The sequence below is a fragment of the Arcicella rosea genome (assembly GCF_014204325.1).
In the GTDB taxonomy this organism is placed as follows: domain Bacteria; phylum Bacteroidota; class Bacteroidia; order Cytophagales; family Spirosomataceae; genus Arcicella; species Arcicella rosea_A.
In genome coordinates this window covers 19,788-34,133 of the sequence record NZ_JACHKT010000033.1, presented here as the reverse complement: position 1 = coordinate 34,133, position 14,346 = coordinate 19,788, and the positions used below count along the sequence as shown (strand labels likewise).

The window sequence follows — 14,346 nt, the reverse complement described above, 5'->3', positions numbered from 1 at the left end:
TACTTTTTCCACGCTTTACGTAGTCTAAGAATCGTAATAACCATAAAAATCAGTCTGAGACAGATTTTTATGGGAACTTCCAAGTTTATAAGCTTGGAAGAGCTTGGGAAAATAATATATGAGAAGACTAAATATTAATGAAAAGCTTTGAGATATTTACAATTTGTGTTTCTGTCAAGAGTATCAATCAATTCAATCTCAAAGATTTCTTTTTCAAGACCTAATTTGAATGTTACATGATTTGTATAAAATATGTCTAAATGATGTAGAGGATGGTGATGTTCTTGATTGCTATTTTTTGCTTTTTTATAACCTTGCTCATCTTTGTCATATCTTATATAGCCATCTTCTGAAAAAAGTAAATCTCTAAGTATGCTCCAATAATTGTCTTGATTTTCAAAATCTAGTATTGGATCTAAAAAATCAAGACAGTTTTCACTTAAAATAGCTGGATTTTTGATAATGCTAAGTAGATTAGAAATCGTATAGGAATCAATATCTATTAAATTTTTATAGTTTATTTTAATTTCTATACCGTCTTCATAGTGTAGGTTAAAAGGAAAGTAGATAGAATACATTTTTGAATCACCGACAAAAAATAAGCGATTCATCTTATTTTTTTGGACAATAATTTTATTATCTGATTTAACATTTTCTTTTTTTTCATTGTATAAAATGTATCTACATGCTTCAAGTAGTATTTCAACTACTTGAAGTTTTGTTTTTATTCTTTCCTTGGGAAAAAAAATTGCTCTTGAAACAATATTGATTTCAATTTGGAAGGCTGTTTTCATGCTCCGTAAAACTCTTTGTTTGCATTTATGAATTTTATTGTTTTTTGTTTGTCAAATTTGTCAAAATCTGTATGGAATAAGGCCTCTCTAAATTTTTTCCAATATTTTTTTTCAATTTTAAGTTCATTAAGTATATTGTCTACGAAATCCTCGTAAGAAATATTTGTATTATTTTGGATAAAAGTTGTTAACTTATTTTCAATTTCTTTCTTTTCATCTTCATCTGGCTCTATCGTTTGTATATAATTTCTTTCATTAATTATTTTCAACCCATTCTTATTATCACTTATTCCTTCTAAATTTTTCACAAGTAAATAAGACTGAATGAAAGACCTTGTTAGCATTGTATAGAGTATGTTTCTATATCTGTAATTGTTTTTAATTGAAGCTGTTATACAGATTACAAATGGAAATTCTAATCCTTTTATATTGTTAGGATTTGATATGTATATTGAATTAGGGATTTTATTTTTATTTTCATGTGCTCTGTTTACATTACATTTTAGGATTGCTTCAATTGAAGAACTTAAACTATCAATATAATCAAATACATTTTTGCCATCTTCTAAAATAATTATTGCTATATCATCTGGTTTTAAGTCTTTATGCTTTTGCTTTAGTTCCTTAATTATTTTAATTACGTTGTTAGGAGTTACGGAAGGGTCGATGATAACACTTTCAAATTCTTCAGTTTTTAGATTTTCAAACCTTCTTATAGGTTCTCTAAATAAATGAATCTCTCTTTTTGCTAGCCTTTTTATATTGTATCCAATAGCATTCCAATAATTATCCGTAAACCAGTTTAATTTCTTTTTCTCAAATAGTCCAAGACTTATTCCATGTGCAAACATCAAAGTTCTAGGGTCAGTTCTGTAACATCTATTTAGAACAATATCTACTTCTAATTCAGTATCTTTTGTATTTTCAAAAATATCTTGAAAAATGTCCCCTGCAATATAAACTTTATTTTTTGCGATTTTTTCACAAAGTTCAAAAAATACAGATGGAAAGTCTTGCCTTTCATCAATTAAAATATAGTCGAATGCAAATTTAAAATTCTCTTCTTTTATTGAATTAATATGGTTTAGTGCGACACTAAATATTTTTTTATAATCATTAATTATACTATATCTAAGAAATGGTATATTGTAGAAGCTACATAAAAAACTATAAAAACCAGAATTAGGATTATTGCCAGAACCCCAAGCATGTGATATCCATAAACGTTTATGCCATTCAATTTGCTTTTCGACTTTCATAAAGTTAAAAAAAGAAGGGACTCTTTCTCTTAGATTATTGGCTAATGCTATATTGTGGCAAGTAAAATATATTTTACTTGAATCATCAAGAGTATATAGTTCTTTTAATTTATGTAATAGCAGTTCTGTTTTTCCTGTTCCAGATAAACCTTGAATGGCTACAGTTTTTTTATTAAATTCTTTATATATAAACCTAGTTTGTTCTCCATCAAAAAGAATTATATTTTTCTTTACTTTTTCTAAAATAGTTTCAGGAACTTCAGCCCCAACTTTATCAATATCATTTATACTTCCTATCAGTAAGGAAATTAATAATTCACTTATTCTTTGAGACTGTAAAGATTCTAAGCGGTTATCATTTAATAATTCCTGAATTGATATTAAGTTGGTATTGTATATCTTAATAGTGTTATTTCTTTTCCAATCTCGAGGTCTTCCAATATGATTTTTATAATTGAATTTATCTGAAATTGAATTTAAGTCTTCAATAAAATCATCGTAAAATTCTTCAAATTTTGATGTGTCACCTTGCAGATCTATGAATATAATTTTGTGCTTAGGTGATAGAATAACAATGGCATTTTTTTGATATGAGTAAGTATATTTTTTTCTCCAAGCGGTGCATTAATTATATAAAGTTGTTCATTAGGATTATTTACAGAATAGGTTTTTATTTCCTTTGTGATATTACTATTTAATTCACTTTCTTCAACCTGAAAGTACAATATATTCTTTTCCATTTTTAGTTTATATTATATATTTATAGATAAGTTTGGTTGCATCGTTTTAGATTATTAAATATTAGTATTTAGTATTGTTATAAAGGGGACAAGTTATAGAAAATTATAATTTAAATTTCTATACTATTTAGAATTTCCTATCACAATACAGAAAATTAGCCTTAATTTATTTCCTAAAAACTTATTAAACGGTATTTTGTCTCAGAATAATGTCGTTAAAGGTTAATTTTGTGGTGATTATTGACATAACAAGTTTTGACAAATTTTCAAAATTTGTCAAAACTAAAACATAAAAGAATCTTGTCTTTTCGTGTTTGTAATGCTCTTTTTCTTCAATGTAGATGTTTTTCTCTTTTATGTAGATGGCTGTTTCTCAACTATAATTATTCATTTCTCCAATGTAGATAGTCATTTCTTAATTATTAGCAGTCATTTCTTTAATGTAGATGGTTGTTTCTTAATTATTAGCAGTCATTTCTTTAATGTAGATGGTTGTTTCTTAATTATTAGCAGTCATTTCTTCAATGTAGATGGTTGTTTCTTAAATATAAGTAGTCATTTCTTAATTGTAAATAGCCCTTTTTTCAATGTAAATAGTCATTTCTCAATTGTAAATAGCCTTTTCTTTAATGTAAGTAATCGTTTCTCAATTGTAAGTAACCTTTTCTTAACTGCAAACAGTCGTTTCTCCATTGTCAGTAGCATTTTCTTGACTGTAAATAGTCGTTTCTTAATTGTAATTTCATAAAACAAAAATCCCCTTTACATCGCTGTAAAGGGGATTTTTTATAATTTGGAATTACTCCGCAATATCGCTCGTGGAGACACGAGCAACGGCAATAGAGACACGAGCAATGGCAATAGGATTTTAAGACAGTACCTCAAAGCTCATAGCTAACAGCTACTACACATTAATATCGCCAACCATATCTTCTGGTTTTACCCAAGCATCGAATTCCTCCGCTGTTAAGTAACCTAAAGCGATAGCAGTTTCTTTTAACGTTGAGCCATTTTTATGGGCAGTCTGTGCAATTTCTGCTGATTTATAGTAACCAATCTTTGTATTCAATGCCGTTACCAACATCAATGAATTGTTTACGTGTTTCTTGATATTTTCGTGTAATGGCTGAATACCTTCTGCACATTTATCATTAAACGCCACACAAACATCGCCAATCAAACGAGCTGAATGTAAGAAGTTGAAAATCATTACTGGTTTAAACACGTTTAATTCAAAGTGTCCCATCGAACCACCGATACCAATCGTTACATCGTTACCCATTACTTGTGCCGACACCATTGTCATGGCTTCGCATTGTGTAGGGTTTACTTTTCCCGGCATAATTGACGAACCCGGCTCGTTATCTGGAATATAAATTTCACCAATACCCGAACGTGGGCCAGAAGAAAGCATACGCACGTCGTTACCGATTTTCATTAAGCTAACCGCAACTGTTTTCAAAGCTCCGTGTGCTTCTACGATAGCATCGTGTGCCGCTAATGCTTCAAATTTATTTTCTGCCGTTACAAAAGGTAAGCCTGTCAAAGCTGCAATGTGTTTTGCTACATTTTCAGAATATCCTTTTGGCGTATTGATACCTGTTCCTACTGCTGTACCACCCAAAGCTAATTCTGAAAGGTGAGCTAAAGTATTGTTGATAGCACGCAAACCGTGGTCAAGTTGAGAAACATAACCAGAGAATTCTTGTCCTAAAGTTAAAGGCGTAGCATCCATAAAGTGAGTACGACCAATCTTTACAACATTCTTAAATTCTTTTGCTTTTGCGTCTAAAGTATTACGTAATTTGGTGATTCCCGGAATCGTTACTTCTACCAAGATTTTATATGCCGCAATGTGCATGGCAGTTGGGAAAGTATCGTTAGACGACTGCGATTTGTTTACATCATCATTCGGGTGAACGTATTTTGTTTCATCTAACAAGTTCCCACCGTTAATTACGTGCGCTCTGTAAGCCACGACTTCATTACAGTTCATGTTTGATTGCGTTCCCGAACCAGTTTGCCAAACTACCAATGGGAATTGGTCGTCTAACTTTCCTTCCAAGATTTCATCACATACTTGTCCGATAAGGTTTTTCTTATCTTCTGCCAAAACACCTGCTTCAAAATTAGTGATAGCTGCCGCTTTTTTCAAATAGGCAAACGCACGGATAATTTCTTTTGGCATCTTGTTGATGTCTTGAGCAATCGGAAAGTTCATAATTGAACGTTGCGTTTGAGCTCCCCAGTAAACATTGGCAGGCACTTGTACCTTGCCCATCGTGTCTTTTTCTATTCTGTATTCCATTTCTACCTTTTGAAAATATGAAAATGAGTAAATAAACTTGCTTAGACTTCACAAGTTTATTCGCCGTTTAAACTTGACTGCAAAGGTAGAAATGAAAAGGAAACGTAGGATGTTTTTTTGATTTTTTTGTGGTAAAATGATGAAGGTCAGTTTTTGTGATGTTGGCTTTCGGATTTCGGTCGTCGGATTTCGGTTGTCAGTCTTCAGGTTTTAGATTTTAAGCTTTTTACTTTACTGATGATCGTAATCCGATAGCCGAAAGCTGACATCTGAAATCCAAAACCCCAAATCCGAAAGTCGAATACCGAAGACCGAAAGCCCAAAAACAATTATTGCAAGAACTTATCTCTTTGCAATTGTATTCCTGCATAAGTCTTGATAGTTTTGTGGAATTGTAAAATTTACAGGAGAAAGTATCAAATAGAAATAAACCTCACCCCCCCAGCCCCTCTCCTGTTGAGAGGGGAGCTTTGACATCCAAAATCCTCCTCTCAACAGGAGAGGGGGGCAGGGGGGTGAGGTTGTTCATAATAAAACAACAAAACATGGCAACTTGGTATTTAGGTAAAATACGTTACCAACGTGAAGACGAAGCGGGTTCTTTAAAAACAATTAATGAAGCATACTTAGTTGATGCAGTTTCTTATACAGAAGCAGAAGCAAGAATGTTTGAAGTAGTAGCAAGTAATACACCTGATTTTCAGTTGATTAATTTAGCTAAAATGAAACTCAGCGAAGTTTTCTTTGAAGAAAACGGCTCGGAAATTTGGTATAAAGCAAAAGTACAATACATTACTTTCGACGAAAAAACACAGAAAGAAAAGAAAGTACCACACATGATGTTGATTAATGCTGAGAATCCTAAAGAAGTGTATGATGCTTTGGTGAAAAACTTAGGTAGTTTGGGCGATTACTTGATTACGGACATTAATATCACAACAATTTTAGAAGTATGTCCTTATGTTCCTGAAAATGAACTACTAAAAAAAGGAAATTTTAGACCAGTAGCGGAGGTTTTGGCTGAACAAGAAACCAAATTATCAGAAGAAGCGAATCAATAAATTGAATCAGCAATGAATAACGAAGAAATTGTCGCCTTACTTGAACTATCGGTAAAGCTGCTTGAATTACACGACGAAAACGAATTCAAAATCAAAAATCTTGGTTTTGCAGTGCGTGCTTTGGATAAAACTACCGAAGATTTATTGAATATGTCGGTAGCTCAGTTGGCTACTTTGCCAAGTGTTGGGAAAAGTATTGCTGGAAAAATTGATGAAATCCGACAAACGGGTACTACGCAAGAATTAACAGAATTACTTGCTCGCACGCCCGAAGGAGTATTGGATATGCTCAATATCAAAGGCATTGGCCCAAAAAAAGTACGCACAATTTGGCAGGAACTCAATATTACTGATACTCGTGAATTGCTTTTGGCTTGTGAAAATGGCGAAGTAGCCAAATTGAAAGGTTTTGGAGATAAAATTCAAAATACCATCAAAGAATCTATTTTGTACGCACAATCAAACGCTGGGAAACTTCGCATGGAAAAAGGCGAAGAATTGGCAGAAATTTTATTTGATGAATTAGAAAAATCTTTTGAACAAGTATCTATCGTTGGTGATGTCAGACGCAAAAATGAAATTGTAGAAAAGATTCAATTAGTAGTTGGGCATGATAAACCTTGGGAAGTTCAAAAGCTTATCAATTCATTACCGACCTTACAACAAGACGAAAAAGCCTCCTCTCCTTTTGCTTGGCGTGGACATTTTGAAGGAAAAGCCATAGAAATTGAAGTATTGATTTGTTCGCCTGCTCAGTTTATCAACCAAGTATTTATTTACTCTGCTTCGCCCAAGCATTTGGCAAGTCAAAATATTTTAAGGACTGTTCAGAAACAAGTTTTTGATTCGGAAGAAGCCATTTATGCAAGCGTAAATATTCCTTATATCATTCCAGAAATGAGAGAAGGTAATTTTGAATTTGATTGGGTACAAAAACATCAAAATGAGGAATTAATTACTTGGGATGGACTCAAAGGTATTTTGCATAATCACTCTACTTATTCAGATGGTAAACATTCTTTAAAAGAAATGGCGGATTATTGCAGAGAATTAGGCTTTGAATATTTGGGAATTGCCGACCATTCAAAAACTGCTTCTTATGCCAAAGGACTTTCGGAAGAAAGAGTTTATGAGCAACATGCAGAAATTGATAAATTAAATCAAGCTTATTCGTTGATGACAGACAGACCTTTTAAAATACTAAAAGGAATAGAATCTGATATTTTAGGCGACGGTTCTTTAGATTATCCAGAAGATGTCTTGAAAAGTTTTGATTATATCGTGGCTTCCATTCATCAAAATCTGAAAATGACAGAAGAAAAAGCCATGTCAAGAATCATTGGAGCGATAGAAAATCCTTATACAACGATACTCGGACATCCGACTGGAAGATTATTATTATCAAGAGCAGGTTATCCCGTCGATTATAAAAAGATGATAGATGCTTGTGCTGCCAATAATGTAATCATTGAAATCAATGCCAGTCCCTATCGTTTAGATTTAGATTGGCGATGGATTCAATATGCTTTAGAAAAAGGCGTAAAGTTGTCTATCAATCCAGACGCACACGAAAAAGATGGATATTTTGATATGCACTATGGTGTTGCCGTAGCTCGTAAAGGAGGTTTAACTAAGGAAATGACATTCAATGCCTTGAATCTTCAAGAAATTGAAATGTATTTTAAAAAGTAAATCTTTAAGATAATTGATAAAACATGAGTCATCCCGAATTTTAAAATCATAAAAAAGCGGTCAAAAAAATAGTTTTGACCGCTTTTTTATGATTGATGGGTAATGAATTCCTACTGTTTGAGCGAAGCGAGTTTAGGAATTCTTGAATTTCTTTTGTTACTTTTCTTGTTTCAAGACAAGAAAAGTAAGGACTATACAATAATAAATATAAAAACCGTTCAAATTGTCCTAAACCTCATTATTCAAAGAAAAAATTCGGGATGACTCATGTTTAAAGCTGTCAACAATTTATTAAAGTAGAGGCTTTATTTGCAATAAGCCTAGTCTATTTTTCTTTGTTTTATTCTTTATAATTATCCAAATTTTTCTTACAGGAAAAATTGTAAAGTGTATAAGCAAAAGATTTTTTCTTGTAGGATAAATTGTAAAATGTATAGTCGAAAGACTTTTTCTTATTGGAAAAAATGTAAAGAGTATAAGCGAAAGACTTTTTCTTGTAGGAAAAACTATAAAGTAAATCGTTAAAGGATTTTTTCTTGTAGGAAAAACTATAAAGTGTATAAGCGAAATATTTTTTCGTATAAGGAAAACTATAAAATGTATAGTCGAAGCCATTTTCTTATAGGAAAAATTATAAAGTGTATAAGCGAAAGATTTTTTCCTATAAGAAAAATAGTAAAGTAGATAAGAAAAACTTCGTTGCTTACCAGAAAATGTTCCGAGTAAACTAGAAACATAAGCGTTCTTTTTAGAAAAATTCTCAGGAAGACAATTGCAACAATGAGTATAATAAATAGAATATTTTAGGAAGAATAGGGAAAGGGACATAAAACAAAAACCGCTCATACACATTGTATAAGCGGTTTAAGGAGTGGAGACGGAGAGATTCGAACTCTCGTCCAGACAAGGAACTCGATAGCTTTCTTCACGTTTAGTCTTGATTATTTTTTCGAGATAGGCAGGGTTCAAGCCGGACCTTAAACTATCCTTATCCTCTTTGTACTAAATGTTTGCTTAGAGAAATCACAACATTCGACTCTGCGTTTCGACACCCCGTATCCCAGCGGCAGAGTTTAGCCGAGTGGGGTGTGGCGAATAGCTCCAACTCCGTTGATAACTATCCAAAACGAAATCCCTTAAGGATTAAGCTGCCATGGCATACTGAGTATTGCCGATTGTTGTTCGGACTAATTTTTAACAGGAGATTAGACCAACTCCCGACGTGCTTACCACCGACCTGCACAAGCTGTCAATACCGGTCGCCCCCAAATGATTAAAAGAACCTCAAATGAAATGAATTGTTTCATTCTTTGGGATGGCGAAGATAATATAATTTTTGAAGATTTTGGTAAAAATATTTTTACCCGCAGATTTTCAGAGAAAATAATCGTAGATTCTCTTAGAGAAATGCAGGTAAAGAATCAGTGTGAATCACCCAGTGAAATTTCAGGATTTTGTTCCATTTTATCGATAAACTCAAGAATGGTTCTTTTTTGCAGTAGCCAATTCAAACACCAGCTTACATAGTTATATCGCTGTTCATTTTGGGCTGTTGATTTTAGGGTATTGTTAATTAAGAGAATAGATGTATTTATATCTTTTTTTAAAACTTTTCCTTCATACTCCCTCAAGATTAAATGAATCATCTCAAAGGCTTCAAAATTGTCCTTTTTAGGATTAAGATTACATAAAATACCAATGATGTCAACAATATAATCTCCTATATTTTTATCAAGCAGGGAATAAATTAATGTCCCAATGTCTTCACCATTGAGATATTTTTTTACATCATTGATAACAATTGGTACAAAGTCTTCATTACTAATATCAGAAAGTAAAAGAGCAATATCATTTTTTACCTGAGAAGGTTTTAATACTACAAATGAATCAATTAAAGAAGAAGAATACATTGCTATATCCATTTCAATACTCTTTAATAACTTGAACGCTTTTTCCTCCTCTGCATTTACCAATGTATTTTTAATTTTTTCATGATTTTTCATAGATAAGTATAAGAGTTAGGAATAAAGTTTCACGAGTTTATTGTTTTTCTAATTCAGAAAAATCACTTGTATATTTTTGTTTGAGTTTTTCTCATTCATCTATTTTGTTTTTCAAGTCCATACGTTCATGCAGAATTCTTAGAATTTCAACATCTTTAGCGATTAAGCTTCGATAGAAAACTATATGCTTTCCAACGCTAAAACCATAAATTTCGTTAGAAATCTTTTTATAATTTTCCCCAATTGTTGGTTGGTCTGCGATTTGCTTACAAGCTTCAATTAATAGTTTGTAGTATTTGTCAGCTTGGTTTTCTGACCAAACTTCGTATGTGTAATCCCAAATTTTGGAAATGTCTTCAACAGCTTTGTTAGTTAGAATATATTTAGCCATTTTTTCTTTTATTGGCTTTTAACGTTTCTAAATGCTTTTTTGCATCAAAGTTTTTTGCTAATCCACTATCAATTCCTTCTTGAATTTCCCTTTTCAAAATTTGAATTTTATTTTCTTCTTCTTCAAGTAGTCGAAGTCCAGCACGGATTACTTCACTGGCATTTTTAAAGCGACCTTCTGTAATTTTGTTTTCAACAAAATCTTCAAAGTAGGTCCCTAATGATACAGATGTGTTACGTCCCATAACTTTCAGTTTTTTATTGAAGTTACCAAAATTGGGTAACTTGTACAATTTTACTGTACGATTTGTTGTATTAAAATTACTTTATCAATACGTGCTTTTTTTGCTTTTATCAGTGTTTTCTTAAGGGCGAAAAATATCCAAAAAACAGAAATCCCATATCTAAAACGCTCTCACACTAATTCCTCCAAACAAAAAGCTTCCAGAGGCAGGTTCAAAATAACGATTTGCCGTAGCATTGATTTGAACATTGGCATTATAAACGGTATTCGTTAAGTTGTTAATGCCTATAAAAGGTTCTAGTGTTAAAGCTCCAATTTGCTTACGATAACCAACCCTTACATTTGCCGTGAAATAACCATTATTGGTTACAGTATTTGCATCATCCGCATAAATTTTGCTGATACTTCTTAACTGAACAATGCCAAAGAAACCAGATTTATCAAAATATCTAAACTCCGAATAAATATTATGTTTTGGAATGCCAGGCAAAGTATTTCCATCAAATTTTCCAGCAGTAGTTTGGTATTCCTTGTATTTGAAATCTGAAAAAGTATAGTTTAGGTAGGCTGTTAAACCATTGAAAACTTTATAGGTAATTCCCGTTTCAATTCCTTTTCTGTTAGACAAACCAGCATTTCTAAAATAGGTAGTTACACCTTGTCCTGCAATTTGGTATGGAACAATCTCATCTTGTACTTCAATAGTAAACAAGGCTAGGTCTAATCTGAATTTTTTACTGAGAATACCTTTATAACCTAATTCAAAATTTCTTGATTGCTGTGGACTTAAATTGGGGTTAAAACCGCCAGTTTTTAACGGATTATTGGATAATTCATTTAAAGAAGGCGTTTCAAAACTGCTAGAAATATTAGTGTAAATGGATTGATTGGCTGTTGGAGCAAACGAAAATCCTAACATCGGACTAAAACGCTGAAAAGATTGTGATGAAGATTCGTCGCCACCAGTCAAGAATTTATCCGAAATCTTTAATTGAATATCGTCAAAACGAGTATTTAGTGAAAGTCTAAATTTTTGATTGAAAGTATATTCTTGTAAGATAAATGCACCAATATTTCTGAAAGATTCAATTTGGTCGATACTTAAAATCCCTCTTTCACCCAATAAATTATCATATCTTTGGCGATTATCCTGTTGATTTTCAATGTCTAATCCAGCTTTTAGCCTATATTTCTTTTCAGTAAATTGATAATTAAAACCACCACCAGAAAAATCTCTTTTGAAAGCAATTTGTCCTTTATCTTTGGTAGCTTGTTGACTATTAAAATCACGATTTAAGTAAAAAGCACGAGCGTTGATTTGATGCTTTTCGCCAATTTTTTGGTCGTAAATCAAGGCTAATTTACTTTGTTTGAAAGTCTCATAAGCATTGTAATCTATATTTACTTGTCGGGCTTGTCGTCTGTCTTTGTCAATATCTGCTTGCGTCAATCCACCTGGGTCTTCTGCTTTTGGACTATCTACATAACTCATCAAAACACTCAGATTAATTTTATCCGAAAACTTATAAATCACTTTTCCATTGAAAAAATTACGTTCTAAAGCACTGTGATTACGATAACCAGTACTTGTCAAGCGAGAAGCGTTGAAAAAATAAGTGACTTTCCCTATTTCTTGACCAGTTTTAAATTGTAATCTTTGAAAGCCAAAAGAGCCAAAAGTAGCTTGTGCCTCGGCAAAAAAAGTTTTAGGTGTTTCTGAAAAAAGACTGATTACGCCACCAGAAGCATTGCCATACAAACCAGCAGTTGGTCCTTTAATTACCTCCATGCGTTCCATTAAACCCATATCTAAATTGCCAACTTTTGCGGTACCATCTGGAATAGATTCTGGAATGCCGTCCATTACAACTTTTAATCCACGAATTCCGAATGACGCTCTTGCTCCAAAACCACGAATAGAAATGCGTAAATCTTGTGCAAAGTTTTCAGAATTCATCGCAAAAACACCCGGTACAGCTCCCAAAGCATCAAACAAAGAAAGCTTGGATTGTCCAGTTTGTAAACGAGCTTGGTCGATAACCGTAACAGCCAAAGGCGTTTGAATATCCTTTCCAACAAAACGAGAAGAGCTAATAATAACAGGTTGAAGCTCAGTGACTTTCAAAATGGAGTCTGTTTGAGCCACTAAAGCAAAGGAATTTATAAAGCAGAGTAAGGATAAAAGTATTTTCATTGTTGAATTTTTCTGAAAGATAATTCAAAAAGTGGAATGATTTAGATGGATTTATTTGAAGTGAGTTAACTCTTTTACCGCTTCAATTGTGCTTCATAAATATTAATCCATTCATCAACAGTTACTTTAGAGGCTAATTCTCCAATTAAATCAAACGGAATTTGGTCTAATTTCTTGAATCTAATACAGCTTTTACCCATGTCCAGTTTTGCTTTAGAATACTTAGTGTATTCATTTACAAACCATTCATTAATGGTTGGGTCAGAGTAAACAAGCATGTTATAAACCGCAATAAAGTTTTTTTGAGAAGCAATACTCAAAAAGGGTAGAGGAAGATTCGGAGTACAATGATACCCACTTGGGTAAAGTGAATGTGGTACTACATAGCCAATCATACCATAGCTCATGGTTTCTTGAAAACCTTCAGGTAAGTTTTCCAAAATTACTTTTCGTAAATTGCTGATAGCGATTTTTCTGTCTTCGGGCAATTCTTCAATGTATTGGTCGGGAGTTTGGGCATTACTTTGCATCAATAAATCTGTTTAGCGTTATGATAAATTTACAGAATACTGATGACATTAAAAAAGGCACAGTAAATAAATACTATGCCCAATGTTATTTATAAAACTCTTTTCTGAAACGCTTCTAAATGTTCATCCGTAAAATCTAAATGCGTTACAAACCTTACTAAGTGTTTGCCAAAAGTAGCTGCTCTAATTCCTTTTTCATTCAATTGCTGAACATAATCGGAAGAAAGTATTTTATCATTTAATCTAAAAATGACGATGTTGGTATCTACTGGTAAAATTTCTTCTACTGCTGGGAGTTTTGCCATTGTTTCACCAATAATTCTAGCACGAGTGTGGTCTTCTTTTAGTCTTTCAATATTATTATCAAGAGCATAAATACCTGCTGCCGCTAAATATCCTGCTTGTCGCCAACCTCCACCCAAACGTTTTCTTACTCTTCTGGCTTTTTTGATGAAGTCTTTTGTGCCTAATAAAACAGAACCAATGGGCGTTCCTAAACCTTTTGAAAGACAAACAGAAATGGAATCAAATAATTTGCCATACTCCAAAGGACTTTCCTGTGTTTCTACCAAAGCATTGAAAATTCTTGCTCCGTCCAAATGCAAAGGAATGTTGTTTTCGAGACAAAGCTTTTTGATTTCTTGAATATCAGTTAATTGATAATAAGCACCACCACCTTTGTTGACGGTATTTTCCAAAGAAATTAAAGCTGAAATAGGATGATGGATATTGTCAGGCTGAATTACTTCTTTGATTTGTGAAGCCGTTAGTCTTCCTCTGTTACCTTGCAATAAATTAACAGAAGCCATAGAATTAGCTGAAATACCTCCGCCTTCATACAAATAAATATGAGAGAGTGCATCACAAATTACTTCATCGCCTTGTTTAACGTGGACGTTGATAGCAATTTGGTTGGTCATAGTGCCAGAAGTACAGAATAAGCCTGCTTCGTAGCCAAACATCTTTGCTGTTTTTTGTTCAAGGGCAATAACGGTTGGGTCGTCTTCAAAAACATCGTCTCCTACTTCCGCCGAAAACATTGCTTCTAACATCGCAGGTGTAGGTTTTGTAAAAGTATCGCTTCTTAATTCAATGGTCATGTTGTTGATAGTTTTTGATGAAATAGATTCC

At 32.8% G+C, this 14,346-nt stretch carries 12 protein-coding genes and 1 other RNA gene; 2 read left to right on the top strand and 11 right to left on the bottom strand.

Annotated features, from left to right (window positions below; genetic code table 11):
• Positions 1-134: 134 nt before the first annotated feature.
• The 4 genes from HNP25_RS17830 to fumC all read right to left on the bottom strand — a co-directional run bounded on the left by HNP25_RS17830 (position 135) and on the right by fumC (position 5,101).
• Positions 135-794 (bottom strand): STM2766 family helicase-associated protein, encoded by a 660-nt coding sequence (locus tag HNP25_RS17830; protein WP_184136398.1) that lies wholly within the window; start codon positions 792-794, stop codon positions 135-137.
• Positions 791-2,272 (bottom strand): STM2767 family DEAD/DEAH box helicase, encoded by a 1,482-nt coding sequence (locus HNP25_RS21740; protein WP_409012530.1) that lies wholly within the window; start codon positions 2,270-2,272, stop codon positions 791-793. Before HNP25_RS21740 ends, HNP25_RS17830 begins: the two co-directional genes overlap by 4 nt.
• Before the next feature lie 317 nt (positions 2,273-2,589).
• Positions 2,590-2,793, bottom strand: a complete 204-nt coding sequence (locus tag HNP25_RS21735) for a hypothetical protein (protein WP_221432501.1) — start codon at positions 2,791-2,793, stop codon at positions 2,590-2,592.
• A 904-nt stretch (positions 2,794-3,697) separates the two neighbouring features.
• Positions 3,698-5,101, bottom strand: a complete 1,404-nt coding sequence (gene fumC, locus HNP25_RS17820) for a class II fumarate hydratase (protein ID WP_184136396.1) — start codon at positions 5,099-5,101, stop codon at positions 3,698-3,700.
• 545 nt (positions 5,102-5,646) lie between these two features.
• On the opposite strand from fumC, the gene HNP25_RS17815 reads away from it, so the two are divergent.
• Positions 5,647-6,162, top strand: a complete 516-nt coding sequence (locus tag HNP25_RS17815; RefSeq protein WP_184136394.1) for a DUF4494 domain-containing protein — start codon at positions 5,647-5,649, stop codon at positions 6,160-6,162.
• A 12-nt stretch (positions 6,163-6,174) separates the two neighbouring features.
• Positions 6,175-7,854, top strand: coding sequence for a PHP domain-containing protein (locus HNP25_RS17810; protein WP_184136392.1), 1,680 nt, complete (start codon positions 6,175-6,177; stop codon positions 7,852-7,854).
• An 869-nt stretch (positions 7,855-8,723) separates the two neighbouring features.
• Here the strand turns inward: HNP25_RS17810 and ssrA are convergent.
• The 7 genes from ssrA to HNP25_RS17775 form a co-directional block, all read right to left on the bottom strand.
• Positions 8,724-9,121, bottom strand: a transfer-messenger RNA (tmRNA) gene (gene ssrA, locus HNP25_RS17805).
• A gap of 154 nt (positions 9,122-9,275) precedes the next feature.
• Complete coding sequence (locus tag HNP25_RS17800) at positions 9,276-9,857, bottom strand: hypothetical protein (protein WP_184136390.1); 582 nt, start codon at positions 9,855-9,857, stop codon at positions 9,276-9,278.
• A gap of 91 nt (positions 9,858-9,948) precedes the next feature.
• Positions 9,949-10,248, bottom strand: a complete 300-nt coding sequence (locus HNP25_RS17795; RefSeq protein WP_184136388.1) for a type II toxin-antitoxin system RelE/ParE family toxin — start codon at positions 10,246-10,248, stop codon at positions 9,949-9,951.
• On the bottom strand, positions 10,241-10,492 hold the full coding sequence (locus HNP25_RS17790; RefSeq protein WP_184136386.1) for a type II toxin-antitoxin system ParD family antitoxin: 252 nt from the start codon (positions 10,490-10,492) through the stop codon (positions 10,241-10,243). Before HNP25_RS17790 ends, HNP25_RS17795 begins: the two co-directional genes overlap by 8 nt.
• A gap of 159 nt (positions 10,493-10,651) precedes the next feature.
• Positions 10,652-12,685, bottom strand: coding sequence for a TonB-dependent receptor family protein (locus tag HNP25_RS17785; RefSeq protein ID WP_184136384.1), 2,034 nt, complete (start codon positions 12,683-12,685; stop codon positions 10,652-10,654).
• 74 nt (positions 12,686-12,759) lie between these two features.
• Positions 12,760-13,215, bottom strand: coding sequence for a DUF1801 domain-containing protein (locus HNP25_RS17780; protein ID WP_184136382.1), 456 nt, complete (start codon positions 13,213-13,215; stop codon positions 12,760-12,762).
• An 89-nt stretch (positions 13,216-13,304) separates the two neighbouring features.
• Complete coding sequence (locus HNP25_RS17775) at positions 13,305-14,315, bottom strand: threonine aldolase family protein (RefSeq protein ID WP_184136380.1); 1,011 nt, start codon at positions 14,313-14,315, stop codon at positions 13,305-13,307.
• Between the last annotated feature and the right edge of the window lie 31 nt (positions 14,316-14,346).

Bases quoted from the DNA above. Each gene is read 5' to 3' on its own strand.
- HNP25_RS17815 (WP_184136394.1), top strand. From the start codon at position 5,647: ATGGCAACTTGGTATTTAGGTAAAATACGTTACCAACGTGAAGACGAA.
- HNP25_RS17775 (WP_184136380.1), bottom strand. From the start codon at position 14,315: ATGACCATTGAATTAAGAAGCGATACTTTTACAAAACCTACACCTGCG.
- HNP25_RS17800 (WP_184136390.1), bottom strand. From the start codon at position 9,857: ATGAAAAATCATGAAAAAATTAAAAATACATTGGTAAATGCAGAGGAG.
- fumC (WP_184136396.1), bottom strand. From the start codon at position 5,101: ATGGAATACAGAATAGAAAAAGACACGATGGGCAAGGTACAAGTGCCT.
- HNP25_RS17810 (WP_184136392.1), top strand. From the start codon at position 6,175: ATGAATAACGAAGAAATTGTCGCCTTACTTGAACTATCGGTAAAGCTG.
- HNP25_RS21735 (WP_221432501.1), bottom strand. From the start codon at position 2,793: ATGGAAAAGAATATATTGTACTTTCAGGTTGAAGAAAGTGAATTAAAT.
- HNP25_RS17790 (WP_184136386.1), bottom strand. From the start codon at position 10,492: ATGGGACGTAACACATCTGTATCATTAGGGACCTACTTTGAAGATTTT.
- HNP25_RS17795 (WP_184136388.1), bottom strand. From the start codon at position 10,248: ATGGCTAAATATATTCTAACTAACAAAGCTGTTGAAGACATTTCCAAA.
- HNP25_RS17830 (WP_184136398.1), bottom strand. From the start codon at position 794: ATGAAAACAGCCTTCCAAATTGAAATCAATATTGTTTCAAGAGCAATT.
- HNP25_RS17780 (WP_184136382.1), bottom strand. From the start codon at position 13,215: ATGCAAAGTAATGCCCAAACTCCCGACCAATACATTGAAGAATTGCCC.
- HNP25_RS17785 (WP_184136384.1), bottom strand. From the start codon at position 12,685: ATGAAAATACTTTTATCCTTACTCTGCTTTATAAATTCCTTTGCTTTA.